Here is a 25,314-nt window from a genome sequence, read left to right on the forward strand (position 1 = left end):
TTAACGGACAATGCCACGGGTAGAATTTGCCAGAAAATCGCTGAAGATTTTTACATGCTGATTATTTTCAGCCAGCTCAGCAATTTCTTGTTGTGCTTCTTCTAACGTTTTTCCGTTACGATACAAAATCTTGTACGCATTTCTAATTGCATTCAATGAATCTTTATCAAAACCACGGCGTTTCAGGCCTTCAACATTAGTGCCAAAAGGTGTTGCATGATTCCCCTGAGCAATAACGTATGGCGGAATATCCTGTACCACGCCGGAACACCCGCCCACCATAGCATGAGAGCCAATCTGACAAAACTGATGAATCGCACTCATACCACCAATGATGACATAATCACCCAGGATAACATGCCCCCCCAAAGTACCATTATTAGCAATGACACAACGATCACCGACAATACAGTCATGAGCAATATGGGCATTAATCATCAACAAATTATCATTACCGATTTTCGTTACACCGCCACCCTGCACAGTGCCACGATGAATGGTGACACTTTCGCGGATACGGTTACGATCACCAATTTCAACTCGGGTTGGTTCACCGTGATATTTCAGGTCCTGATTCATTTCGCCAATAGAAGCAAACTGAAAAATCTGGTTATCACGGCCGATTTTGGTTATTCCATTGACAACAACATGAGACTTCAGCTCTGTACTTTCGCCAATTTCAACCTGAGAACCAATACAACAAAACGGCCCAATACGAACATTGGCACCAATAACCGCACCATCTTCTACAATAGCGCTAGGATGTATATAAGCGGTTTCATCAATCATGGGCTAAACCTCACGACGGCGAGCACACATCATTTCTGCTTCGCAAGCTATTTCTCCATCGACTTTCGCTACGCCTCTACAACGCGCAACCCCTCGACGCTCCTTAATAAATTCTACTTCTAATATCATTTGATCCCCAGGCACTACCGGGCGTTTAAAGCGGGCACCATCGATAGCGGCAAAATAATAGAGCTCATTTGGCTCTAGCTTGCCCACACTCCTAAATGCCAGAATTCCGGTAGCCTGTGCCATAGCTTCAAGGATCAGAACGCCTGGGAAAATAGGTTTGCCGGGAAAATGCCCCTGAAAGAAGGGTTCGTTAAAAGATACGTTTTTTACTGCACGTAAGAATTTACCTTCCTCAAAATCAAGCACGCGATCCACTAATAAAAACGGATAACGATGTGGAAGTAGATCTAAAATTTCTTCAATGTGCAGAGTATGATTATCACTCATCTAAATACTCTTCCTGTCAAAAGGACTAATTGTATTAACGACACGGCCCGCTTAAACCCCAAATCCAGAGTTCCCAGGCAGGCCGCAAAAATAAGACACAACCAAAAATATAGTGCAATTAAATATAGTACAATTAAATATAGTGCAATTACTCGTTTTCGTCTTCCAGCTTACTCTCCATTGACTTAAGACGTTTATTCATTTCATTGATATTCATGACTAAAGCTGCCGTCTTACGCCAAACTTTATTTGGTTGTGCCGGAATTCCAGAGGAGTATACACCAGGTTTAGTGATAGGACGCATCACCATACTCATCCCAGTGACTGTTACCTTATCACAGATTTCCATATGTCCATTAATGACACTGGCGCCACCAATCATACAGTAACAACCAATTTTCAGACTACCGGCCATGATCACACCGCCAGCAACCGCCGTATTATCACCAATGATAACATTATGAGCAATCTGACACTGGTTATCGATAATGACTCCATTGCCAATAATGGTATTATCCAAAGCGCCTCGATCGATAGTTGTACAGGCGCCAATCTCAACCCGGTCACCAATAATGACTGAACCTAATTGAGGGATTTTAACCCATTTACCACGATCATTCGCATAGCCAAAACCATCAGATCCGATCACTGTTCCTGACTGAATCAAACACTGTTCACCCATTTCAACATTATGATAAACAGAGACATTCGCCCAGAGACGAGTTCCCGCGCCAATACGCACATTTTTACCAATAAAGCAGCCTGCACCGATAACAACATTATCGCCAAGAACAACACCAGATTCGATAACCGCATTAGCTCCGACAGCAACGTTTTTACCCAAAGTTGCCTGAGGTGAAATCACCGCAGAAGGGTGAATATCCTGTGCGGGAACCGGTGTTGTATCCATAATCTGAGCCATATAGGCATATGCCAGATAAGGATTGGCAACGACCAATGCCGGAATATTGCAATAAGGAAGATCTGACGCCTGGAGAACAACAGCGGCAGCCTGACATTCACCTAAACGCTCACGGTAACGACTGTCAGACAAAAAAGTGATCTGTTCGCTATTGGCCGAATGCATTGGTGCAATACTGGTGATAACAATATCGCCATCACCATGTAATTGTGCATTCAACTGCTGAGCTAAATCAGCCAATCGAATTGAAGACATCTATTATTTAACCTGTTTCAATACACTTGCAGTAATATTTTTGCCAGATACTGAATAAGCAACAGCGTTCGCATCAATAACGACATCATAGCCTTCTTTGCCAGCAACCACTTTGATTGCATCCTGAATACGACTTAGAATTTTGTTGCGTTCTTCCATCTCGCGACGACGGTGATCTTGTTCAAAAGCTTGGGCTTTTTTGCCAAATTCTTCACGCTTAGCCATCACTTCTTTTTCCAGATTAGTGCGCTCACTGGATTTCATAGTGGAGCCATCACGCTGTAATTTCTGGATCTTGGATTGTAAATCAGATTCCATCCGTTGCAATTCAGATGCGCGGTTTTTAAACTCATTTTCCAACTGCTTCACAACAGCTTCGCGGGCTGGCAACTGCTGGAAAATCTCACCAACATTTACAACGGCAATTTTGTTTGCTGCCTGAGCACCAGCAGAGAAAGCTAATGCAATACCAAAACTTGCTGCACACAACCATTTTTTCACTATAAACTCCTTAAACCACGCTATCTGTAACCTATTGGAAAAACTTAGTTAATGCTCTGAAACCTACGATTTCAGAGCTTGCTCTATCAATAATAAGATAAAAATGCATTATCACCAGGTTTTGCCAATATTAAATTGGAATTGCTCTGATCTATCACCTTCGTAATCTTTAATCGGCTTAGCATAAGAGAACACCAGCGGACCTAAAGGAGACATCCATTGCAATGCAATACCCGCCGAAACACGGATATTACCTGGTTTACTGTAATCAGGTATACCTTTGCTCTTCATCGCAGCAGAATCATTCCAATCGGTATCCCAAACCGTACCTGAATCAATAAAGAATGAAGTTCGGACAGAATTCGAATACTTACTATCAAGGAATGGTGTTGGAGTAATCAACTCAAGGCTGGCTACCGCCATTGCGTTACCCCCTACAGCATCACGAGATGGACTCTCTTTCTTAGGCAATCCGTCCTTATTCAGGTAAATAGCTTTAGGACCAATATTGTTAGAACGGAAACCACGAACCGTACTGGAACCACCTGCATAAAAGTTTTCATAGAATGGTAACTCTTTACCACCTAATCCATCCCCATAACCTAAACGACCACGCCCCAAAATCACCCAAGTATGATCATCATTAATTGGATAATACGCAGAGGTATCAAAAGTCACTTTATAGAATTCGTTATCCGAACCAGGAATAGTCACTTTACCATTCAGAGTCGATTTCACACCAGATGTTGGGAAGAAGCCACGATCAAGGTTGTTATATGTCCAACCTACATTCAAAGCGAAGTCGTCCGCTTTGAACTCAGCTTTACTTTTATAATCTGGTTTCTCTCCCATGGAATTCAGATAGCGCCACATTGCTGCCTGAGGAAGCATATTAGACAGCGAGTTATGAACATAATTTAATCCAAAACGCAGAGAGTTATTTTCATTAACCGGGAAACCGAGGAAACCATCTATACCGTAACTTTGGTTAGTATAACTGGATAATTCAGCATCATCGGCCCTGAAATCGTTGTAGAATACCCGGCCACCAAGACTCACACCATTAACTGTGAAGTATGGATCAGTGAAGGAGAGCTCAGCATAAGTTGAATAATCGTTCTTACTGGCATTAATCCCCACAGAATTACCTGTACCCAACCAGTTATCCTGCTGAGCACCGATCTGGAAACTGACACCACTTTCTGTACCAAAACCAACACCAAAGTTCAAAGAGCCGGTATTACGCTCTTTAACTTTATAAACAATATCTACCTGATCAGGGCTGCTTGGTACACGCTGAGTTTCAACATCTACCGTTTCGAAATAACCCAAACGGTTAAGACGCTCTTTACCCAGTTCAACCAGATCACTTCCTAACCATGCCCTTTCCATCTGACGCATTTCACGACGCAGAACGGAATCTTTAGTGGTGTCATTACCAGAGAAACGAATTTTACGAACATAGAAACGGTTACCTGCATCAATATTGACATGCAGTTTTACTGTCTTGTCCTGATCATTGATCTCAGGTTGCGTCATCACTCGTGGGTAAGCATAACCATAGCGACCAAGCAAGTTCTTGATGTCATTTTCCATTTTAGTCACCTGAGTCCCGTTATACAGAGAACCAGGCTCAATGGTAGCCAGTTTAGTAATTTCTGACTGATAACCCGCCATATTACCGTTCAGGTCAATACCTGATATTTTGTATTGATCACCTTCAGTTATATTTATCGTGACATAAATACCTTTTTTATCTGGCGTCAAACTGACCTGAGTCGAATCAATGTTAAAACGGGCATAACCGCGATCAAGGTAAAAACTGCGCAATGTTTCAAGGTCACCAGTCAGTTTTTGTTTCTGATATTTCTGATCGGCAGTCAGATTCCACCACGGTACATCATCTCTAAGTTGGAAACGATTCAATAACTCATCAGAAGAAAATGATTTATTACCAACAATGTTAATTTGCTGGATTTTTGCCGAAACACCTTCAGCGAAAACCAGTTTCAAATCGACACGGTTACGTGGAAGTGGCGTAACAACCGCTTTTACACTGGCGTTGTATTTACCCACACTATAATAGAAATCCTCCAACCCTCTTTCGATATTGGACAACATCGTACGGTCAAGGGCTTCTCCGATCCGAACATGAGATGCCTCAAGGTTTTGTTTCAACATGTCATCTTTCACCGATTTATTGCCAGAGAAAGTGATGCTGGCAATAGTCGGCCGTTCTTTTACCTGAACAATAAGTGTATTGCCATCACGCAGGACACGAACGTCTTCAAAGTTACCAGTAGCAAATAGTGCATGAATGGTACGACCGATATCTTCATCGCTGACCGTATCACCTACGCGAACTGGCATATTCAGTAATGCTGCACCTACGGCGACGCGTTGAAGACCTTCAAAGTGAATATCCTGAACTACGAATCCGTCTGCGCCGTATGCAGTGGCGCTGCCAAACAGCAGCGACGCTATGAGTAACTTTTTCATCGCCATCGTTGTAATGCGTCTTCCTAACTAGTCTTCCGCTTTAAAAACGGGAGAAATCATTGAAAAGTGCAAGCCCCATCAATAACACCAGTACTATGGCACCGATGCGATAGCTGAAGTCTTGTACACGCTCGGAAACTGGCCCACCTTTTATCTTTTCGATAAACAAGAAGAGCAAGTGTCCACCATCTAACACAGGTAATGGGATCAGATTAATAACCCCAAGATTGACACTTATTAGCGCCAAAAACATCAAATAATACACCAAGCCGGAATCAGCCGACACCCCCGCCCCTTTAGCGATAGAGATAGGCCCACTCAGGTTGTTAATTTTCACATCACCAACGATCAGCTTACCAATCATACTGACAGTTAATCGCATCAGTTGCCAAGTCTTATCTCCTGCCTGATACATGGCAGAGAAAGGCCCGTATTGCTGAACGATTCTATATTCATCGGCTAATGGCACAACTCGCAGTTCCACACCGGCAAAACCAACTTTCCTGCCACCAGACTGTTGTCTTGCTTCCGGCGTCATAGAGAGAGAAATAATATGACCAGCCCGATCCACGGAAAGTTCCAGCGGGACATTCGGATTATTGCTGACAAAGGATGTAAAAGTATGCCAAGTATCTATTTCCTGGTCACCGACTTTAACTATCCTATCCCCCTTTTGCAAACCCGCTTTTTCTGCTGCGGAGCCAAGGATAACTTTTTCCACCAGAGAATCCAAACGAGGACCGACAGGCATAATCCCTAGTGACAATACAGGATCCTGCTTATCCGGATCAAAGCTCCATTGCTGCAAATCCAGAGTTTTCTCCACCGGATATGATGAGCCTGGAGAGATAACCTGAACAGTCATATTATCGTCACCTATCTTACCTATCAGAGCAAAACGAACTGAATTCCAATCAGGCGTTTCGATACCATCTACGGATTTTAGTTCCATTCCCGATGAAATATTTGCTTGCGCAGCGATAGAATCTGGTTTGATATCCGCAACAACAGGACGTATTGCCGGCACACCAATAATAAACACCAACCAATAAACCACAGCCGCCAATAAAAAGTTAGCAATTGGCCCAGCACTGACTACCGCAGCACGCTGACCAAGTGTTTTATTATTGAATGCCATATGACGGTGTTCAGGAGAAACAGGTGAAACACGCTCATCAAGCATTTTCACATATCCCCCCAGTGGAATAAGGGCTATAACATATTCAGTTCCTTGACGATCTGTACGCCGCCATAGAGCTTTACCAAAACCAATGGAGAAACGTTCAACGTGAATACCACACTTTCTGGCCACCCAAAAATGGCCAAACTCATGCACAGTGATCAATATCCCTAGCGCAATAATAAAAGCCGCCAGATTCCAGAGAATTCCCATCATATTCTTCAAACACCGTCAAACATAGAGATCAAAATACCAGCAACATTAGGCCAGTAAAAACAGGGATCGCAGCCGTCAGGCTATCAATACGATCCATAACACCGCCATGTCCCGGAATTAGCTGGCTGCTATCCTTAATACCCGATTCACGTTTGAACATACTCTCAGTCAAATCACCAAATACAGAAGCGATAACAACAATAGCAGAACACAACATGAGTTTTTCAGGCATTGCAGGTACTGGAGCATATTTCCCAAACAACCATGAAATAATGGCCGCTGTCATTAACCCCCCCATTAATCCTTCCAGCGTTTTTCCTGGAGAAACTTTCGGTGCCATTTTACGTTTACCTAAAGTACGTCCGAAGAGATAAGCACCGGAATCCGCTCCCCACACTAGCAACATGACATACAATAACCACCATGCACCATAATATGAATTATCATCATATCCCTGAGTCCGTAACACCATCATTCCACAGTAAAACGGCACTAATGTCAGGACACCAAACAAAAGGCGCAATAAAATGGAGCTCTTCCAAATTACAGCGGAAGAAGGATAGGTAACAACCAGAAGCGTCGCGACAATCCACCAAATCATTCCCCCCCATAGGATAAAAGTGATTTGTGGTTGTCCAATCAAATCAGTGAAATCTGGCAGAGTATATTGTAAGGCCAATAAACCAATAGCAAACAGAACTGCCAAAATAGCCCGTTTCTTTTGGTTAAATAAGCCAGCGAATTGCCCCCATTCCCATGCAGCAAGGGCTGAAACAGCAATAATCACCATCCCAAACGCTACTGGTGGCAGCAAAAATAGAGCGGCAATCACAAGAGGGATTAATATCACAGCCGTTATAAGGCGGTACTTCAGCAAGAGTTCCTCCTATGATCCCACATCGGCATCGTCTGGTATTGTTCCGCCAAACCGGCGTTCTCTTTTGGCAAAGGCATTAATTGCACCTTCAAAAACGTTTTCATCAAAATCAGGCCAGAGTATATCGGTAAAATAGAATTCTGCATAAGCTATCTGCCATAACAAAAAATTACTGATACGATGTTCACCTCCGGTTCTGATGACCAAATCAACCTGAGGCTGCTGGCTTAGATTCATATAATTATTAACTAATTCTTCAGTAATATCCTGTGGCTCAAGGGAATTATCCTTAATCTGCTGAGCAATTTTCTGAACACTTTGAACAATATCCCAACGACCACCATAATTTGCAGCAATATTAAGTTGCAGACCCGTATTATTAGCGGTCAACTTAACTGAGCGATGGATTCGATCCTGTAAACGCTCACTGAACCGGCTGATATCACCAATAACAGATAATCTAATATTATGCTTATGTAAACTTTTGATTTCGCTATCTAGTGCAAAAATAAATAATTCCATTAAAGAGCTGACTTCTTGTTCCGGCCGATTCCAGTTTTCACTACTGAAAGCATACAACGTCAGTGACTCAATTTTATGTTTAGCCGAGAAACTCACCGCACTACGTACCGCTTTAATCCCTGCACGATGACCAAAGGCTCTTAATTTCCCTCGTTTCTTTGCCCAACGGCCGTTACCATCCATAATAATAGCAACATGCTTAGGTAATAATGACAATAAATCGTTCTGATGATGATCGCTGGATAATATCACTCAATTAATCCTTTGCTGGTCAGGGTAATTCTCTTACAAGTTCAGGCATCCAAACATAAAAAAGCCGTGTCTGGTATCCACAGCTTGGGTAAAAGCCTAATTATCTGGAAGAGAACTTCCAAAATCTGAACCGTTAATTATATCAACCAACAGTTATACGCAAACTATACCATCAGGTAAAAATGCGGACAAATACCCATTTGCCAATCAAAGACTATCTGATAAATGAACGAATAGTCTTTATAGCTAAATCTCTTGCGAGATTATCAATCTGTAAGACTTCCTCAATGCTCTGAGGTTCCGGCAAATTTAGTTTTTCTACAACCTGCCGGTTTATAATTGCAATATCTGTGAAAGAGATTCCATTTTGTAAAAAAATCTTAACGATTTCTTCATTCGCTGCATTCAACGCCGTCGTTGCAGCCTGACCTGCGTGGCAAGCTTCAATAGCCAGTTTCAAACATGGATACCGTTCATAATCCGGTTTCGAGAACGTCAGTGTACCTAAAGAATAAAAATCAAGAGGTTCAACACCAGAAGCAATACGATTTGGGTATGCCATTGCATAGGCAATTGGTGTACACATATCCGGTGTTCCTAATTGAGCAATAACGCTACCATCCTGATAACGGACCATAGAGTGAATGACTGACTGAGGATGGACTACCACTTCCATTTCCGCAGCAGATGCATTGAACAGACAACACGCCTCAATATATTCCAGGCCCTTATTCATCATTGTCGCAGAATCTACCGAAATCTTACGCCCCATCGACCAATTCGGATGAGCACAAGCCTGGTCCGGTGTTACAAAAGCTAATTGCTCCAAAGGGGTATGACGAAAAGGCCCGCCAGATCCTGTCAGAATGATATTAGCAATTCCATATTGTTTTAGATCTCCGCGCCCAAGGTTTCGTTGTATTACCTCTGGTAAGCTCTGAAAAATAGCATTATGCTCACTATCAATGGGTAATAATTGAGCATTATGTTTCGCTACAGCATCCATAAAAAACCGACCGCTGGTGATCAGCGACTCTTTATTAGCAAGTAAAATCTGTTTACCCGCCCGGATGGCAGCCAGCGTTGGCAATAAACCAGCCACACCAACAATCCCAGACATAACCTGATCAACATCATTCAAAGCAGCCAAATCACACGCAGCCTGTTCCCCGAAAAATACCTCGGTTTTACAACCTTGTTCAATAAGCAGCTGACGCAACTCTTTTGCGGAAACTTCATCCGCCATTGCAGCATATTGAGGCCGAAACTCCAGACATTGCTCAGCCATAACCTGGATATTTTTTCCAGCGGCAAGCGCTGTTACTTTGAATTTATCAGGATTATTGCGAACTACAGTAAGTGTACTTTTGCCTACGGAACCTGTGGAACCAAGGATGGTCAACCTTTTCATACTGATGCTCTGAATTGTTTTATTTGATGTGTATTGATACTTGTCTGATTTGCCTGGCTATGAACGCTCATGACTTCAGAGAAATGCCGAATAAAAAATAGCGCCGCACGATAGCAGCGCTTGATGTATCTCATAAAAGAGATTAGAACTCCATCAGTTCTTCTTCTTTCTTCGTTAAAGCTTCATCAACTTTTTTGATGAAATTATCCGTCAGCTTTTGAATATCATCCTGCGCACGACGCTCATCATCTTCACTGATCTCTTTGTCTTTCAGCAGTGCTTTGATTTTGTCGTTAGCGTCACGACGAATATTACGCACAGAGACACGCCCCTGCTCAGCTTCGCCACGAACCACCTTAATCAGATCCTTACGGCGCTCTTCTGTCAATGGTGGCAAAGGAACACGGATTGTTGTTCCCGCAGAAGATGGATTCAGCCCTAAATCAGAAGCCATGATTGCCTTTTCAATCGCCGGCGTCATAGTACGATCAAATACCGTGATAGCTAGGGTACGTGCATCCTCAGCGACGACGTTAGCAAGCTGACGCAAAGGCGTTGGTGTACCATAATACTCAACAGTGATACCATCCAGCAGACTAGGAGAAGCCCGGCCAGTACGAACCTTGCTGATTTGGTTTTTAAGTGCTTCGACGCTCTTTTCCATACGGTCTTGTGCGTCTTTTTTGATTTCATTAATCACGTTACAAACCCTTGGGAACTGGTTGTTTTAAAGCCATAAGCTATTATGACCATGTTTGTTAAATTTGGCGTATCAGGCGACTCATCATACCGCTAAACATCTCTGGTGTCTTTGAACATTACTCGTGAGAAATCAGGGTGCCTTCATTTTCCCCCATTACCACACGACGCAACGCTCCCGGCTTATTCATGTTAAATACGCGAATAGGTAAGCTGTGATCACGAGCCAGCGTGAATGCCGCCAAATCCATAACTTTCAATTCACGCTCTAATACCTGCTGGTAAGAGAGCTTATCGAACAATACCGCTTCCGAATCTTTAGCCGGATCAGCCGAGTAAACACCATCTACTTTAGTTGCTTTTAGCACAACATCTGCTTCAATCTCAATACCACGCAAACACGCTGCCGAATCTGTAGTAAAGAACGGATTGCCGGTACCCGCAGAGAAAATAACAACACGGCCATGACGTAATAAACTAATCGCTTCTGCCCAACTATAGTTATCGCAAACGCCATTTAAAGGAATTGCAGACATTAGACGGGCGTTCACATAGGCGCGATGTAATGCGTCCCGCATTGCCAGACCATTCATCACTGTTGCCAACATGCCCATGTGGTCGCCGACTACACGGTTCATCCCTGCTTCTGCCAAGCCAGCACCACGAAACAGATTACCACCGCCAATGACGACACCGACTTGTACGCCTAACTCAACCAGTTCTTTGACCTCCTGAGCCATGCGATCTAACACGCTGGCATCTATACCAAAACCTTCTGCACCTTGCAGGGCTTCTCCACTGAGTTTAAGCAGGATACGCTGGTATACGGGTTTTGCATTGGTTGCCATGATGTTCTGTCCTAAGCAGAAAAGTATATTGGGGATTTACATACATCCGAGCCATTCTGACCAGATGCAAAAACTCAACACCTACTGGGATAGGCGATTTAGATTAGATAAAACAGAACCGCCATTTGGCGGCCCTGTTTGTAAAAATTAAGACTATTTACTCATTGCAGCAACTTCTGCTGCGAAATCAGCCTCAACTTTCTCAATACCTTCACCCACTTCATAACGGATGAAGCTAGTCACTGTAGCAGTGTTTTCTTTCAACAGATCGCCAACTGTTTTGCTTGGATCCATCACGAAATTCTGACCTGTCAGAGAAATCTCACCGGTGAATTTATTCATACGGCCAGAAACCATTTTCTCTGCGATTTCGCGTGGCTTACCAGACTGCATTGCGATATCCAGTTGGATTTGGTGCTCACGATCAACAACATCAGCTGGTACATCACTTGAGTTAACATATTCTGGCTTGCTCGCAGCGATATGCATAGCAACATGCTTAATCAGCTCTTCATTAGCGCCAGCGCCTTCAGCCGCAACCAGAACACCGATACGAGCACCATGCAGGTAAGTACCCAGTTGTTCACCTTCTAATACAGAAACGCGACGAATGTTAATGTTTTCACCGATTTTAGCAACCAGTGCAGTACGTTGTTCTTCAAACTTAGCTTTCAGAGTTTCAATATCAGAGATTTTATCAGCCAATACTGTTGCCATAACTTCTTTACCGAAAGCGATGAAACCTGCATCTTTGGCAACAAAATCAGTTTCACAGTTCAGCTCAACCAGAGCGCCGAATTTGCTATCAGCAGCCACTTCCGCCAGGATGATACCTTCAGCAGCAACACGGCCAGCTTTCTTAGCCGCTTTCGCTTGACCTGATTTACGCATGTTGTCAATCGCTAATTCGATATCGCCATTAGCTTCAACCAGCGCTTTTTTACATTCCATCATACCTGCGCCAGTACGCTCACGCAGTTCTTTTACCAAAGCAGCGGTAATTCCAGACATTTGTTTTATTCCTCGATGTATCCCGCAGGAAGAGAGTATTCCGCATGGATAGTTCTTATATCAGATACGTAAAAGGGGGCCATAACAGGCCCCCCTAACCAATATATTTCAATACCTGGTTAATAAGGGCTCAATAATGAGCTTGCCTTATTATTCAGCTTCTACAAAGCTTTCTTCTGCCTGAACAGCCAGATCTTGAGAACGACCTTCACGAACAGCAGTAGCAACAGCACCTAGATACAGTTTTACTGCACGGATTGCATCATCATTACCAGGGATGATGAAATCAACACCATCTGGATCAGAGTTAGTATCAACAACAGCGAATACTGGGATACCCAGGTTGTTTGCTTCTTTGATAGCAATGTGTTCATGTTCAGCATCGATAACAAACAGAGCATCAGGTAAGCCGCCCATATCTTTGATACCGCCCAGACTATTTTCTAACTTACCAAGTTCACGAGAACGAATTAACGCTTCTTTCTTGGTCAGTTTGTCAAAAGTACCGTCCTGAGACTGTGCTTCTAAATCTTTCAAACGTTTGATGGATTGACGAACGGTTTTCCAGTTAGTCAACATACCGCCTAACCAACGGTGATTAACGAAGTATTGATCACAGTTCTGAGCTGCTTCTTTAACCGCTTCGCTCGCAGCACGCTTAGTACCAACAAACAGAATTTTGCCTTTGCGTGAAGCAATTTTGTTCAGTTCAGCTAACGCATCGTTGAACATTGGAACAGTTTTTTCCAGATTGATGATATGCACTTTGTTACGAGCACCAAAGATGAATGGTTTCATTTTTGGGTTCCAGTAACGAGTCTGGTGACCGAAGTGAACGCCCGCTTGCAGCATATCGCGCATGGAAACAGTTGCCATTGTAAACCTCTGTAAAATATTAAGTTGGGGTTATGCCTCCACGAGTCCCATAACACCGACTCTTTAGCTGCATGTTCTGCATGAGAGCACCCCGGTGTATGTGCCGACCCGTGTGTGTTATTTACACAGTGAGTATGTTTAACGCCACCCTGTTTTGCCTCAGTGGCAAATACACAGAACGCCGGTGCGCTTTATATCATAAACAAGCCTAAGACACCAACTTTTGTTGCCATTCTCTGATAGCTCAATGTGGAAAGAAAAGCCCGATTACGAACGGTATTCTTGATGAGTAAATAAAGGTAACGAGGGAAATAGGGCTGCCAACTGTTATTGGCAGATATTCTGTAGGCTGATACCATTAGTTCAATAATTTTTTCCTTGTTGAAAAACAGACAACCAGCAGATTCGCTGGCTTTGAATGGACAAGTTTCATGGCAATCTCAATTAAAACCTCTAAAGATATTGAAAAAATGCGCGTCGCTGGTCGACTGGCGGCAGAAGTGTTGGAAATTATTGAACCTTACGTCAAACCCGGTGTAACAACAGGTGAATTAGATCGTATCTGTCACGATCACATTACCAATAAACAACAGGCTGTCTCTGCCTGCCTTGGCTATCACGGCTTCCCAAAATCTGTTTGTATCTCTGTTAATGATGTCGTGTGTCATGGTATCCCAAGTGATGGTAAATCATTGAAAGATGGTGACATTGTTAATATCGATGTAACCGTTATCAAAGGGGGCTTCCACGGTGATACATCAAAAATGTTCATAGTTGGTAAACCAACCATTCAGGGTGAGCGCCTGTGCCGCATCACTCAGGAAAGCCTCTATCTAGCCTTGAAAATGGTGAAACCCGGTATTCGCCTGCGCACTCTTGGTAGAGCTATCCAACAATTTGTTGAAGCCAACGATTTTTCTGTGGTCCGTGAATATTGCGGTCACGGCATCGGCGAAGGTTTCCATGAGGAACCACAAGTACTGCACTATGACGCCGATGATGGTGGTGTTGTACTGCAAAAAGGTATGGCTTTCACTATCGAACCAATGGTTAACACCGGTGACTATCGCATCCGTACCATGAAAGATGGCTGGACAGTCAAAACGAAGGACCGCAGCCTGTCCGCTCAGTATGAACATACCATCGTTGTTACTGATAACGGCTGCGAAATCATGACATTGCGTAAAGAAGAAGAGCCAACCCTTTCCGCAGTCTTGGTAAATGAATAATTAAAATAGCAAACTACGAAGCCTTGTTGAAATCATACAAGGCTTCTGTCTCTTCTCTGCAATATCCCTTGTTTAGCCCCCTACTTTCTCAGTAATCTGGCCGTTATGATTCGCCTTTCTCATAGGTTTATACTTATGTCAGCAGATATCGCCACAATTCAAGCCCCTATCCCGCCACTTTCTCCCGCTGATTTTTCCAGTGAAGATCTTCGCTACCCTGTGTTGAAACAGCACCTCGAAGAATTTCAGCTTTGGCTGGAACATGCATTTAAAGCGGGTATTTCCGCAGAAGCCTTGATTTCTGCACGCAGTGATTACATAGACCAGTTGTTACAACAATTGTGGTATGCCTATGGATTTGATAAAATTTCATCACTTTCATTGATTGCCGTCGGCGGATATGGCCGGCGAGAACTGCATCCGCTATCTGATATCGACGTGCTGATACTCAGTGAACAACCACTCACACCGCCTCAAGCTCAGAATGTCGGACAATTTATCACTTTACTATGGGATATCCGACTGGAAGTCGGCCACAGTGTCCGCACACTTGAAGAGTGTTTGCTGGAAGGGTTATCAGATCTGACTATTGCGACGAATTTAATCGAATCACGGTTAATTTGTGGCGATCCATCCATTTTTCTTCGATTACAGCGACATACCTTCAGTGATGGTTTTTGGCCTTCCACTGAATTCTTTGATGCCAAAATTGTCGAACAACACGAACGCCATCAGCGCTATCACAGCACCAGTTATAACCTGGAACCTGATATCAAAAGCAGCCCCGGAGGATTGCGAGACATTCATACCCTACTGTGGGTTGCCCGCCGCCATTTTGGTGCAACCTCCATAGATGAAATGGTCGACTTTGGTTTCCTGACAGCAGAAGAACGTAATGAATTAAATGAATGCCAAAGTTTCCTCTGGCGTATCCGCTTTGCTCTTCATCTGATAGTCAATCGTTATGATAATCGTCTATTATTTGATCGCCAGTTCAGTATTGCTCAATTACTAGGCTATCACGGAGAGCGTAATCAACCGGTAGAACGAATGATGAAAGATTTCTACCGGATGACACGCCGCGTTAGCGAACTCAACAATATGCTACTGCAACTGTTTGATGAAGCCATTCTGGCATTGGAAACCCATGAAAAGTCCCGCTCGTTGGATAGTGAATTCCAACTACGGGGGCAACTTATTGATCTCATCGATGAAACCCTGTTTATCAAAGAACCCGCCGCTATTATGCGAATGTTTTATCGCATGGCGGAACATGAAGAAGTTCAAGGTATTTATTCTACTACGTTACGCCACCTCCGTTATGCACGCCGCAACCTGTCTCAGCCATTGTGTGAATTACCGGAAGCTCGCCAAATCTTTATGGATATCCTACGTCACCCAAGGGCGGTTGAAAGCGCATTTGTGCCCATGCATCGTCACAGTGTCCTTGGCGCTTACACACCGCTTTGGGGCAATATCGTCGGTCAGATGCAGTTTGATCTGTTTCACGCCTATACCGTCGATGAACATACCATCCGCGTACTGAGAAAACTGGAAAGTTTTGCCGATGAGAATAATCGTCCAGCCCATCCACTCTGTGTTGAGCTATACCCTCGTCTGCCTCAACCAGAGCTTCTACATCTTGCTGCACTATTTCATGATATCGCCAAAGGGCGTACCGGCGACCATTCTGAACTTGGCGCTGACGATGCGCTAGCGTTTTCACTGCAACATGGGCTTAACTCACGAGAAGCTGATTTGGTAGCCTGGCTGGTTCGTCATCATCTGTTAATGTCAGTCACAGCTCAAAGGCGAGATATTCAGGACCCAGAAATCATCAAGCAATTTACCCATCAAATCCTCAATGAAACCCGGTTACGCTACCTGATATGCCTGACAGTCGCTGATATCTGCGCCACCAATATCAACCTATGGAATAGTTGGAAGCAGAGCTTGTTACGGGAACTCTATTTCTCTACAGAGAATCAATTGCGCCAGGGAAATACGCCAGATTTTCGGGAACGCATCCGTCATAACCGTTTCCAGGCACTTGCTCTGTTGCGCCAGGATAATATTAACGAACAGAAACTTCATCAGCTTTGGAGTCGTTGTCATGCAGATTATTTTCTTCGCCATACGCCAAAACAACTTGCCTGGCACGCCCGTCATTTAGTGCAACATGATTCTCAAGAGTCACTAATACTGATAAGTACCAAGCCAACCCGTGGCGGTACAGAAATTTTTATCTGGAGCGTAGATCGTCCTTCCCTGTTTGCGGCGGTTGTCGGCGAACTGGATAGACGTAACCTGAGCGTTCATAATGCTCAGATCTTTACCAATCGTGATGGTATGACAATGGACACTTTCGTGGTACTGGAACCCAATGGTCATCCTTTAGCATCGGATCGCCATGAAATAATACGTAACGCACTTTTACAAGTTGTTCTGGCTCCCCATACCAAAACACCGAAAACACGAAAATTGCCAACCAAACTGCGTCACTTCAACGTACCAACAAAAGTAACCTTCTTACCTACCCATAACGAACGACGAACCTATATGGAACTATTTGCCCTGGATCAACCGGGATTGCTGGCAAGGGTCGGTAATATTTTCGCCGAAATGGAGGTTTCACTGCATGGTGCACACATCACCACCATCGGTGAACGTGTCGAAGATTTTTTTGTGCTGGCAGATAAAGACCACAAGGCATTAAATAAAAAAGTCAGAGAAGAATTGTCAGAAAGGTTGACAGCAACCCTAAATCCAAAGGATAAAATATAACTCAATATAAGCCCATGATTCGGACGATAACCAAGGAACCCGATGCAATGCAGCAATTACAATCCATTATCGAAAATGCTTTTGAAAACCGTGCAACGCTTACTCCAGCAACCGTCAACCATGAAACACGTGATGCAGTTACTCAAGTCATCAACCTGCTGGATAGTGGAAAACTGCGCGTTGCAGAGAAAATTGACGGTCAGTGGGTCACTCATCAATGGCTAAAAATGGCTGTACTGCTCTCTTTCCGTATTAATGAAAATCAGATCATTGATGGCACAGAAAGCCGTTATTTCGATAAAGTTCCGATGAAATTCTCTGACTATGATCAGGCAAGATTTGAAAAAGAGGGCTTTCGTGTAGTGCCTCCTGCGGCAGCACGTCAAGGGGCCTTTATTGCCCGTAACTGCGTACTGATGCCTTCCTATGTCAACATCGGCGCTTATGTCGATGAGGGAACAATGGTAGATACCTGGACAACAGTCGGCTCCTGTGCCCAAATTGGTAAAAATGTCCATTTATCCGGCGGTGTCGGTATCGGTGGTGTATTGGAACCATTACAAGCGACCCCAACCATCATTGAAGACAACTGCTTTATTGGCGCCCGTTCTGAAATTGTAGAAGGTGTGATTGTCGAAGAGGGCTCAGTGATTTCAATGGGGGTCTATATTGGTCAAAGCACCAAAATCTATGATCGTGAAACAGGAGAAATTCATTATGGTCGTGTCCCTGCGGGTTCTGTTGTTGTCTCTGGCAACCTCCCATCAAAAGATGGTAGTTACAGCCTGTATTGTGCTGTCATTGTCAAAAAAGTGGATGCCAAAACACGAGGAAAAGTGGGCATTAATGAACTCCTCAGATCGATAGATTAAACTTTAAAATAGCGGATAATAAATAAGTCCGCTATTTTTTTGCTTTTTATCATCATTACCAACCTCAGTTAGTGTTATTAATATAGGCAGTTTGAATACGGACAACATGCACGCTCCGAAACGTACACAGAGTCCGTAAGGTATTCGGAGACGATCCGGATTCAAAATGACGCATAGAATAACCTACTGGGAAAAATACCCTTAAGGTGGTGCCATGTACGATAACTTAAAGAGTCTGGGGATCACATATCCCGAAGAAATTGACCGCTATAGTCTGCGTCAAGAAGCTAACAACGATATTCTGAAAATCTATTTTCGTAAAGATAAAGGTGAATTCTTTGCTAAAAGCGTGAAATTCAAATATCCGCGTCAGCGCAAGACTGTGACTGCAAACAATGCAGAGCAAGGATACAAAGAGATCAACGAAATCAATACCAACCTGCGTTATGTGATTGAAGAGTTGGATCAGATTTGCAAACGTGACCAAGTAGAAATCGATTTGAAACACAAAATCCTTGATGACCTGCGTCATCTTGAACACGTTGTTGCCAACAAGATTGCCGAGATTGAAGCCGATCTGGAAAAATTAACCCGTAAATAAAACGGTTCTATTAATTACACCGCCTATATCCTATTCGATATAAGCGGTGTATTGTAATTATTCAATTAATTCTCCCCATTGCCTGATCCAAGGCTGAGCAAAAACTTCCGGTTCAGCTTCTTCCACTGCATCCACCATCAAAACTTCACCGATTCTTATTGATCCTTGTTCTTGTAGTAATTCATCAAAAGTGCGGCCACCACCACAAAAATTCTCGTAACTGCTATCACCCAAGGCGATCACACCATAGCGTAATTCTGGCTGATAACCCAGTTCATCTCGCAAGGCATAATAAAGAGGTTGAATATTATCGGGCAAATCCCCTTGTCCAGTCGTTGAAGTGATAACTAAAACCATTTGATCGAGATAGGATTGCCACTGTTCCAGCTCCCCCTCTTCAAAGACTTCTACATCGTGACCTTGTTGTTCAAAGATCTGCTGTGCTTCTTCTGCAACAGCGAGCGCGTTACCATAAACAGTACCAACAAAAATACCTATCTTTGCCATAACCTATTTATCTCTTTTTAAAGGAATTATTAGTTATCCTCGCTGGCAACAGCAGAAAACTCAACCCTTCCCAAATCAGGGATAATTACCTTACCAGCTAAGTCGTCGCGTCAAATCAAATATTGCCACTATCAAGTTGACTCTGTCATGTAAACAGTATCCTAAAACGGTAACAAATAATCATCAACAGCATCGTTTTCTATAACAACCAAGATAAAGTAACAGAAGTGACGTCGTCTTAAATCAAGTTATTTAATCAATAATAATTCAGTGTTAAAATCACTTTTTTAAACAACTTTAGTTGATAATATTGATATTAATATGAAAAATGACTATACCCTATGGATTTCAAGTTGCATCGCGACGGCAAGGGAATGAATCCCCGGGAGCATAGATAACTATGTGACCGGGGTGAGTGAGTGCAGCCAACAAAGAGGCAGCTTGAAAGATGACGGGTATATATCCTTTTCTTCAAGATCAACAATAGCATAATGAGATTAATAGAATGGCACAAATAAGCACTAAATAAAGGAAAACCCTCACCATGTTTAACAATAGAGCTGTTGTGCTGAGTATACTATTAAGTGCCGCAAATATTACCGGCTCATCGGGTCTAATGATTTGGGTAGATACCGTGCTTAAAAACGGAGGCATGATTTTAAACGCTTATATTCCTGTTTTTTCCTATTTATTGGGGTTATCTCTGGGATGTATGACCATATCTTTTTTTATTCGAAAAATGAATATTGCTTTGTTTGAAAAACATATTTTTGGCTTCTTCTTATTAATAGCAACGATAAACTGCATTCTCTTTGCAAAAGAAATAATACTTATTCCAGTTTGGCTGGATGCTCTGCATAGAATATTATGGGGAGTAATAAGTGGATTTATTGTCATAATGGGAAGAAATATTCTTATAACTACAGGAAATGAAAAGAAAACGAATAGTAATTTTTCTATTTTAAGCTTGGCGTTATTAAGTCTACCATTTTTAATTCCTGTTATTTTCTCTCTTTTAGGTTTAAATTCCCGTACATCAGCAGACTTTTTTTCTGCTTTTATTTACTCTATTGCTTCAATTATTTATTTCACTGACTTTAAAAGCCATAATTTAAAAAATAACAATTTAAAAAGCAATAACTTAAAAAAACAAAAACACAATATTAAATATCCTGTAGAAACAACCAATAAATTAGTTGTTTTCTTTGCCTTTTCCAGTTTAGTTATCATCAATGTTTGCTTTTTCCTATCCTTAATGATTATGCCAGCAATGCGAACAAAATATTTTGAACATATTGATATAATTCAAATGTATATCATATTACTGATTATATGGTTCCCCTGTGCAATTTGGATCATGAAAATCATTAAATCTGCACTTTTAACCAAAATAATCATGATAGGTAATATCATGCAATTATTCTCTCTCGGATTCTGCTTACTTAGCATTATAACAAATTCTGGCATACTCTATTTGCTATTCACAATTATGGTATTTTTAGCTAATAGCATTATGCAACCTATTTTTTTCTCTTATTTGGGATTATATTCAAAAAACTCTCTTTATACTTTGGGTATGCAATCAGGGATTTATGTCTTTATTACTATGATCATTCTTTTTTATACTATTTATTTAGATGTTGGCGTTGAAGAAATCATTGCTGGATTTACAATATTACTAATTTCTTCAATAATTATCTCGCCTATTTTTCGCTTTGCCGTTGACTCTAAAAAGCAATAAAGCCAGCGTAATTATTATATTAAAAAATTTATTGCGCAATGAAGAAACATAATAATGACGGGCATTTCACACGAACAAAAATCAACCGCACTGACTAATAATACAGCCAAATTTCCTTTTCTCAATAGAAGAAACATTCATATTCTTCAATTATATCATCTAAAAAATTCAAATACTTATATACCCGTCATCTTTCAAGTTGCCTCTTTGTTGGCTGCACTCACTCACCCCGGTCACATAGTTATCTATGCTCCCGGGGATTCGCTCCCTTGCCGTCGCGATCCATCTTGAAATCCATAGGGTACATACTTACAGGAAATATTTATTTTATGCCAAGTGATGAGGATGATATAGATACCACACAATTGAAAGATACGCTATTACAAATGATTAGTTTGGTAATTATGAAGGATAAAAAGCACCCTAAAGTGCTTTTTATACAACCATTGATGATAAGCAGTAAAGGTACAATAATCATACCCTACATTAGCTTGCTAATACCTTTTTATTTCTAAAGTAAGTACTTAGTAAAGCAAAGAAAGTAAAAAGTATCAGTAATATCCAACTTAAGTTATAACTACCTGTAATATCTCTTAATATCCCTACTAATGGCGCAATAACAATTACAGATACTTGATTAGCAGTCATAGCCAAACCTAAAGCAAATCCCATCCTATCCTTAGGGGCTGTGTCTGCTATATAAGCTACCCAAGGGCCATACCAACCTACTCCAAAGAAACCAAGTAAGATCATTAATGGGAATAAAAAATAATAACTATCAGTTTTAATAAAAAATAAAATAGTGATTCCAATTAAAGAGAAAAATAAGCAACATAATACTTGAAAATATCTATTTGTTTTTGTTCTGTCACTCCAGGCAGCTAAGGCTATTCTTCCTACAACCCCAGAGACAAGAGCTGAGAATAATAAAGTTGCACCTATAGATGGAGAAATTTTTAGCTCTTCATAAAAATAAGAAATTAGATAAATAACCACACTATATTGAATGGCTGTTAAACAAGCCCCAGACAACATAATATTAAACATAGCAGGTTCTTTAACCATTAACATTTTATTTCGGATAGTCGATATAATATTAATGTGCCGTATTTGCTTTGCTCTAGGATCTTTATCTTTATAAAATATAAAAAAAAGTGTAGCCCCAAAAATAGCAATGCATCCACTGGCAAAGAAAGCGAAATGCCAATTAAAACGTATTGCCAAAAATGGTAAGATTAAACTTGCTAAAGCCCCTCCTAGAGGTAATCCTGCTTGTCTAATCCCCATAGCAAAACCTAACTGACTTTTTGAAAACCAATTAGAAACAGACTTGGCCCCACCTGGTTGCGCAGAGCTATACCCAATCCCAAGAATAAATAAGAGTATGAGAATCGCATAATAGTTATCAAAAAATAGGGTAAAACATAGAGTCATTCCAACTAAAAAAACACCTATACTTACCACGTACTTTTCATTAAACCTATCAAGTAATTCTCCAGCTATTAGTAAACCAACTAATGGTGCAAGTTGAGCAGACGATACTAGTAACCCAATTTGGAATGCAGATAACGACATCTGTTGTTGCAATAGTGGAGCGATAGAACCTATCCCTTGAACAAAAAAACACGCACATGCCTGCGTTATCGTAGCTATAAATAACACTATCCATTTATAATTTTCAATATTTTGATTTATCACGAATTAATTATCCTAGAAGATCTTTATAAAAAACCACTATAAGAATATGGATAAGTAAAGTTATCGGCCTTACTTTGTTCTGTTAAGAATAAAAATTTCTGAATTCCCTTTTGAGAGTTAATTTGGTTAATCGCTTGATAAAGGGAGTTAACGGCATCATAGGCAGGATCCACCCATTCCTTAACATTTTTAAAAATATACTTTAATTCATCTTTAATATTAGGAAAGTGAGTACATCCTAAAATCACTACATCTACATTATCAATCTCTTCTTTTGTCATTGATTTTAGTATTAAACTTTCTATGTCATTGGTTTTTAATAGTATTCCTCTTGATTTCATCTCTGAAAAGTTAACCAGCTCTGTTAAACCTAACTTTTTAAAGATGAACTTATCATCAATTAACTTTTCACATATATTATTAACATATTCACTGTTAATTGTATTAGGTGTAGCAATCAGAAGAACATTTTTTTTTGAAGAGATCTGAAAAGCTTCTAAAATAGGAGGGAGCACTTTAATACAAGGCAATTTTAGTTTTTCTATAAAATTGTTACTCAATAAAGTTGATGCTGTATTACAGGCAATAATTAAACCAATTGGCTTAAATACTTGTACTGCTTGCTCTAACAGATCTTCTATTCTTTCTAGTAGTAAATTTCTATCCTTATTTCCATAAGGATAGAACTTATTATCAGCAATATAAACGACGTCAGTACCTAAAAAAAAATTCTCTACATATTTAGATACTGATAAACCACCAACTCCCGAATCAAAAATCAATATTCTAGGGGTATCAGTATTTATTTTTTCTACAGAATCACCATTAGAATTGTAAAATTTTATATTTTTTTTTTCTAAAATAATCGTATCTTCAACTAACATAAAAACCTCTTACGCAATGATAGCTCGACTTTGAACAGATCCTCGCATTCCTCGAGATTTCTTTAAATCAGTTGTAAAGACAACTCTTGCTAACCAACGTGCTTTTTCTCCAAAGAAAGGTTCATATGCATCCCTGGCGTGTACACATCTAAAGTTATCAACAAATATGCAATCTGAAGTATTTAAAACAATTGATTCCTTATTTTTATTAAAAAAATCAATTACCTTATTGACTGCTTTTATTTCATCTAACGAATTGTTATCTAGGTTCAAAGCAGCAGCATTAATTCTTACATAAGGCTCTTCTTTTGCACCAAATAATATTGCTTGACCTTCTTCATCAACAATATTTGAAGTTGAATGAATTGGATTATGAGAAATATAAAACCTGTCCTGAAAAAGCAGTTCTTTTTCCTTGTCAGTAAGTTCAATACCGTCAATACAAGAAATTGTTGTTGGTGCTCTTTCTTCATTTCGCATACAGACAAGTCCCAAGAATTCAGCTCTTGCTGGATGAAAGGCATCTTCTACATGAAACCAAAAATCTTTATTTGAACCACTGCTTGAATTAGGGACATTTTGTAATTCTTCGAAAGGGATAATATTATTGTATATACTACCATTTCGTTGGGAAGTAAATCCCATTCCTTCTCCCAATAAAGATCCATATATACCTAATAATATTTTTGCATCATTAATTTTATATCCATCTTCTAATTCTATTAATTTTCTCGGAGTTGGTTGAACACCATTAAGTAAAACAGGGTTATCTTTAACATGAATAGCAGCATATTTCTCATGCCTCTTAAAATGATAAAACTCTTCTCTAATACTACGAGGCAACTCTTGTGCGAAAATTGAGGCTCTTTCTAGAAAGTCATATTGATTATCTAATTTCTCATCAAAAACAATATGATCTATTAAATCTTTAATCACTTTACTTTCATTTTGATCAGGTTTAATTTCCTTAATATATGTCATCTTCCTACTCTAATATAGTTAATATAATAAAGACCAATTTGGTTCAGGGAATTTATATTTTTTTAGTTTAAAACAAAATTTCATTTACATTTATTTACATTTTTATTATTTCCAAAATTTCATTTTATTCACAAATTTCAAAAATTTACATTATCATTGTAGAAAAAACATCTTTTTTCAAATCGAACAAAATATTTACGAAAATAATATTTAAATCCATTTTTTCAAAAAATCATGCATTTTTTATTTAAATACTAACGTAATATTACACTAGGAAACTTTTAATCTAAACAAGGTAGAAACTGAGTGTTTGTTTATTACTCATCGTATTAAAACCAACTATCAGTACTTTATCCATATAGGCTCTATTCATGTTGGCCTGTTTTCGTTTGCCACGAATACTGGTTTTTTTATTGTTTCCGCACGAAACATATTCAAAGTCAGATCATATACAAGCCAGAATTTCAGCAGTATCACCAGACTGGTTCTTAAATTTACGCCTAACTCAACGCAATAATACTTTGAGCAGATCGTTTCTCTTGTAGCTTTACTAAGCCTCGACTGAAAAGGTATATCCAAGGAAGTCGAAACGGGTGTGTTCATACCCGTCCTTTTGTTTCCCGTCTTTGCGCTTTGCAATAAGTAATTCGGGTTTTGTCAGGGTGAAACATTCCATCTACTACGCCAGCAACATACCTACAAA

General features: G+C 40.7%; 22 protein-coding genes. 5 read left to right on the plus strand and 17 right to left on the minus strand.

Going from position 1 to position 25,314, the window contains the following annotated elements:
- From lpxA to rpsB, 13 genes are all read right to left on the minus strand, one after another.
- Positions 1 to 789, minus strand: coding sequence for an acyl-ACP--UDP-N-acetylglucosamine O-acyltransferase (lpxA, locus tag ACGF5R_RS01175; RefSeq protein ID WP_112879152.1), 789 nt, complete (start codon positions 787 to 789; stop codon positions 1 to 3).
- 3 nt (positions 790 to 792) lie between these two features.
- Positions 793 to 1,245, minus strand: a complete 453-nt coding sequence (gene fabZ, locus ACGF5R_RS01180) for a 3-hydroxyacyl-ACP dehydratase FabZ (protein ID WP_011145059.1) — start codon at positions 1,243 to 1,245, stop codon at positions 793 to 795.
- Between the two features lie 148 nt (positions 1,246 to 1,393).
- Positions 1,394 to 2,422, minus strand: coding sequence for a UDP-3-O-(3-hydroxymyristoyl)glucosamine N-acyltransferase (gene lpxD, locus ACGF5R_RS01185; protein ID WP_112879151.1), 1,029 nt, complete (start codon positions 2,420 to 2,422; stop codon positions 1,394 to 1,396).
- 3 nt (positions 2,423 to 2,425) lie between these two features.
- Positions 2,426 to 2,923 (minus strand): molecular chaperone Skp, encoded by a 498-nt coding sequence (skp, locus tag ACGF5R_RS01190; protein ID WP_112879150.1) that lies wholly within the window; start codon positions 2,921 to 2,923, stop codon positions 2,426 to 2,428.
- A gap of 111 nt (positions 2,924 to 3,034) precedes the next feature.
- Entirely contained in the window at positions 3,035 to 5,428 is a 2,394-nt protein-coding gene (bamA, locus tag ACGF5R_RS01195; RefSeq protein WP_262981339.1) for an outer membrane protein assembly factor BamA, read from the minus strand.
- Between the two features lie 34 nt (positions 5,429 to 5,462).
- Positions 5,463 to 6,818, minus strand: a complete 1,356-nt coding sequence (gene rseP, locus ACGF5R_RS01200; RefSeq protein ID WP_387689320.1) for a sigma E protease regulator RseP — start codon at positions 6,816 to 6,818, stop codon at positions 5,463 to 5,465.
- 28 nt (positions 6,819 to 6,846) lie between these two features.
- The gene (cdsA, locus tag ACGF5R_RS01205; protein ID WP_387689323.1) at positions 6,847 to 7,695 is read right to left on the minus strand and encodes a phosphatidate cytidylyltransferase; all 849 of its coding nucleotides are present in this window, start codon (positions 7,693 to 7,695) and stop codon (positions 6,847 to 6,849) included.
- Between the two features lie 9 nt (positions 7,696 to 7,704).
- On the minus strand, positions 7,705 to 8,400 hold the full coding sequence (gene ispU, locus ACGF5R_RS01210) for a (2E,6E)-farnesyl-diphosphate-specific ditrans,polycis-undecaprenyl-diphosphate synthase (protein ID WP_228900898.1): 696 nt from the start codon (positions 8,398 to 8,400) through the stop codon (positions 7,705 to 7,707).
- Positions 8,401 to 8,683: 283 nt separating this feature from the next.
- On the minus strand, positions 8,684 to 9,880 hold the full coding sequence (gene ispC, locus ACGF5R_RS01215; RefSeq protein ID WP_112879146.1) for a 1-deoxy-D-xylulose-5-phosphate reductoisomerase: 1,197 nt from the start codon (positions 9,878 to 9,880) through the stop codon (positions 8,684 to 8,686).
- A 142-nt stretch (positions 9,881 to 10,022) separates the two neighbouring features.
- Complete coding sequence (gene frr, locus ACGF5R_RS01220; RefSeq protein WP_112879145.1) at positions 10,023 to 10,580, minus strand: ribosome recycling factor; 558 nt, start codon at positions 10,578 to 10,580, stop codon at positions 10,023 to 10,025.
- Between the two features lie 118 nt (positions 10,581 to 10,698).
- Positions 10,699 to 11,427, minus strand: a complete 729-nt coding sequence (gene pyrH / locus ACGF5R_RS01225) for a UMP kinase (RefSeq protein WP_112879144.1) — start codon at positions 11,425 to 11,427, stop codon at positions 10,699 to 10,701.
- 153 nt (positions 11,428 to 11,580) lie between these two features.
- Positions 11,581 to 12,438, minus strand: a complete 858-nt coding sequence (gene tsf / locus ACGF5R_RS01230; RefSeq protein ID WP_387689326.1) for a translation elongation factor Ts — start codon at positions 12,436 to 12,438, stop codon at positions 11,581 to 11,583.
- Between the two features lie 150 nt (positions 12,439 to 12,588).
- The gene (gene rpsB, locus ACGF5R_RS01235; protein ID WP_112879142.1) at positions 12,589 to 13,314 is read right to left on the minus strand and encodes a 30S ribosomal protein S2; all 726 of its coding nucleotides are present in this window, start codon (positions 13,312 to 13,314) and stop codon (positions 12,589 to 12,591) included.
- A 431-nt stretch (positions 13,315 to 13,745) separates the two neighbouring features.
- Between rpsB and map the strand changes: the two genes are divergently transcribed.
- The 4 genes from map to ACGF5R_RS01255 all read left to right on the plus strand — a co-directional run bounded on the left by map (position 13,746) and on the right by ACGF5R_RS01255 (position 18,800).
- Positions 13,746 to 14,543, plus strand: a complete 798-nt coding sequence (map, locus tag ACGF5R_RS01240; protein ID WP_387689329.1) for a type I methionyl aminopeptidase — start codon at positions 13,746 to 13,748, stop codon at positions 14,541 to 14,543.
- A gap of 135 nt (positions 14,544 to 14,678) precedes the next feature.
- Positions 14,679 to 17,327, plus strand: coding sequence for a bifunctional uridylyltransferase/uridylyl-removing protein GlnD (gene glnD / locus ACGF5R_RS01245; RefSeq protein ID WP_387689332.1), 2,649 nt, complete (start codon positions 14,679 to 14,681; stop codon positions 17,325 to 17,327).
- A gap of 47 nt (positions 17,328 to 17,374) precedes the next feature.
- Complete coding sequence (dapD, locus tag ACGF5R_RS01250; protein WP_387689335.1) at positions 17,375 to 18,199, plus strand: 2,3,4,5-tetrahydropyridine-2,6-dicarboxylate N-succinyltransferase; 825 nt, start codon at positions 17,375 to 17,377, stop codon at positions 18,197 to 18,199.
- A gap of 214 nt (positions 18,200 to 18,413) precedes the next feature.
- Positions 18,414 to 18,800, plus strand: coding sequence for a DUF3461 family protein (locus ACGF5R_RS01255; RefSeq protein WP_011145044.1), 387 nt, complete (start codon positions 18,414 to 18,416; stop codon positions 18,798 to 18,800).
- A 57-nt stretch (positions 18,801 to 18,857) separates the two neighbouring features.
- On the opposite strand, the gene ACGF5R_RS01260 is transcribed toward ACGF5R_RS01255, so the two are convergent.
- The gene (locus tag ACGF5R_RS01260; protein ID WP_112879138.1) at positions 18,858 to 19,307 is read right to left on the minus strand and encodes a flavodoxin; all 450 of its coding nucleotides are present in this window, start codon (positions 19,305 to 19,307) and stop codon (positions 18,858 to 18,860) included.
- A gap of 544 nt (positions 19,308 to 19,851) precedes the next feature.
- Between ACGF5R_RS01260 and ACGF5R_RS01265 the strand changes: the two genes are divergently transcribed.
- The gene (locus tag ACGF5R_RS01265; protein WP_387689338.1) at positions 19,852 to 21,048 is read left to right on the plus strand and encodes a hypothetical protein; all 1,197 of its coding nucleotides are present in this window, start codon (positions 19,852 to 19,854) and stop codon (positions 21,046 to 21,048) included.
- A 486-nt stretch (positions 21,049 to 21,534) separates the two neighbouring features.
- Here ACGF5R_RS01265 and ACGF5R_RS01270 read toward each other — a convergent pair whose 3' ends face one another.
- From ACGF5R_RS01270 to ACGF5R_RS01280, 3 genes are read right to left on the minus strand one after another with little or no spacing between them, the layout of a single operon-like run.
- On the minus strand, positions 21,535 to 22,746 hold the full coding sequence (locus ACGF5R_RS01270) for an MFS transporter (RefSeq protein ID WP_205068667.1): 1,212 nt from the start codon (positions 22,744 to 22,746) through the stop codon (positions 21,535 to 21,537).
- 23 nt (positions 22,747 to 22,769) lie between these two features.
- Positions 22,770 to 23,630 carry a glutamate racemase gene (gene murI / locus ACGF5R_RS01275; protein WP_387689341.1) on the minus strand — a complete coding sequence of 287 codons (861 nt, stop codon included), beginning with the start codon at positions 23,628 to 23,630 and terminating at the stop codon, positions 22,770 to 22,772.
- A 9-nt stretch (positions 23,631 to 23,639) separates the two neighbouring features.
- On the minus strand, positions 23,640 to 24,611 hold the full coding sequence (locus ACGF5R_RS01280) for a hypothetical protein (RefSeq protein WP_387689344.1): 972 nt from the start codon (positions 24,609 to 24,611) through the stop codon (positions 23,640 to 23,642).
- Positions 24,612 to 25,314 lie beyond the last annotated feature (703 nt).

The sequence above is a fragment of the Photorhabdus sp. RM71S genome, from assembly GCF_042879355.1.
Lineage (GTDB): Bacteria > Pseudomonadota > Gammaproteobacteria > Enterobacterales > Enterobacteriaceae > Photorhabdus > Photorhabdus kayaii.

What these genes read in the sequence shown, in the direction of transcription:
- lpxA (WP_112879152.1), bottom strand. Translation starts at nt 789, where the DNA reads ATGATTGATGAAACCGCTTATATACATCCTAGCGCTATTGTAGAAGAT.
- fabZ (WP_011145059.1), bottom strand. Translation starts at nt 1,245, where the DNA reads ATGAGTGATAATCATACTCTGCACATTGAAGAAATTTTAGATCTACTT.
- lpxD (WP_112879151.1), bottom strand. Translation starts at nt 2,422, where the DNA reads ATGTCTTCAATTCGATTGGCTGATTTAGCTCAGCAGTTGAATGCACAA.
- bamA (WP_262981339.1), bottom strand. Translation starts at nt 5,428, where the DNA reads ATGGCGATGAAAAAGTTACTCATAGCGTCGCTGCTGTTTGGCAGCGCC.
- rseP (WP_387689320.1), bottom strand. Translation starts at nt 6,818, where the DNA reads ATGATGGGAATTCTCTGGAATCTGGCGGCTTTTATTATTGCGCTAGGG.
- ispU (WP_228900898.1), bottom strand. Translation starts at nt 8,400, where the DNA reads ATGGATGGTAACGGCCGTTGGGCAAAGAAACGAGGGAAATTAAGAGCC.
- ispC (WP_112879146.1), bottom strand. Translation starts at nt 9,880, where the DNA reads ATGAAAAGGTTGACCATCCTTGGTTCCACAGGTTCCGTAGGCAAAAGT.
- pyrH (WP_112879144.1), bottom strand. Translation starts at nt 11,427, where the DNA reads ATGGCAACCAATGCAAAACCCGTATACCAGCGTATCCTGCTTAAACTC.
- tsf (WP_387689326.1), bottom strand. Translation starts at nt 12,438, where the DNA reads ATGTCTGGAATTACCGCTGCTTTGGTAAAAGAACTGCGTGAGCGTACT.
- rpsB (WP_112879142.1), bottom strand. Translation starts at nt 13,314, where the DNA reads ATGGCAACTGTTTCCATGCGCGATATGCTGCAAGCGGGCGTTCACTTC.
- map (WP_387689329.1), top strand. Translation starts at nt 13,746, where the DNA reads ATGGCAATCTCAATTAAAACCTCTAAAGATATTGAAAAAATGCGCGTC.
- glnD (WP_387689332.1), top strand. Translation starts at nt 14,679, where the DNA reads ATGTCAGCAGATATCGCCACAATTCAAGCCCCTATCCCGCCACTTTCT.
- dapD (WP_387689335.1), top strand. Translation starts at nt 17,375, where the DNA reads ATGCAGCAATTACAATCCATTATCGAAAATGCTTTTGAAAACCGTGCA.
- ACGF5R_RS01255 (WP_011145044.1), top strand. Translation starts at nt 18,414, where the DNA reads ATGTACGATAACTTAAAGAGTCTGGGGATCACATATCCCGAAGAAATT.
- ACGF5R_RS01260 (WP_112879138.1), bottom strand. Translation starts at nt 19,307, where the DNA reads ATGGCAAAGATAGGTATTTTTGTTGGTACTGTTTATGGTAACGCGCTC.
- ACGF5R_RS01265 (WP_387689338.1), top strand. Translation starts at nt 19,852, where the DNA reads ATGTTTAACAATAGAGCTGTTGTGCTGAGTATACTATTAAGTGCCGCA.
- murI (WP_387689341.1), bottom strand. Translation starts at nt 23,630, where the DNA reads ATGTTAGTTGAAGATACGATTATTTTAGAAAAAAAAAATATAAAATTT.
- ACGF5R_RS01280 (WP_387689344.1), bottom strand. Translation starts at nt 24,611, where the DNA reads ATGACATATATTAAGGAAATTAAACCTGATCAAAATGAAAGTAAAGTG.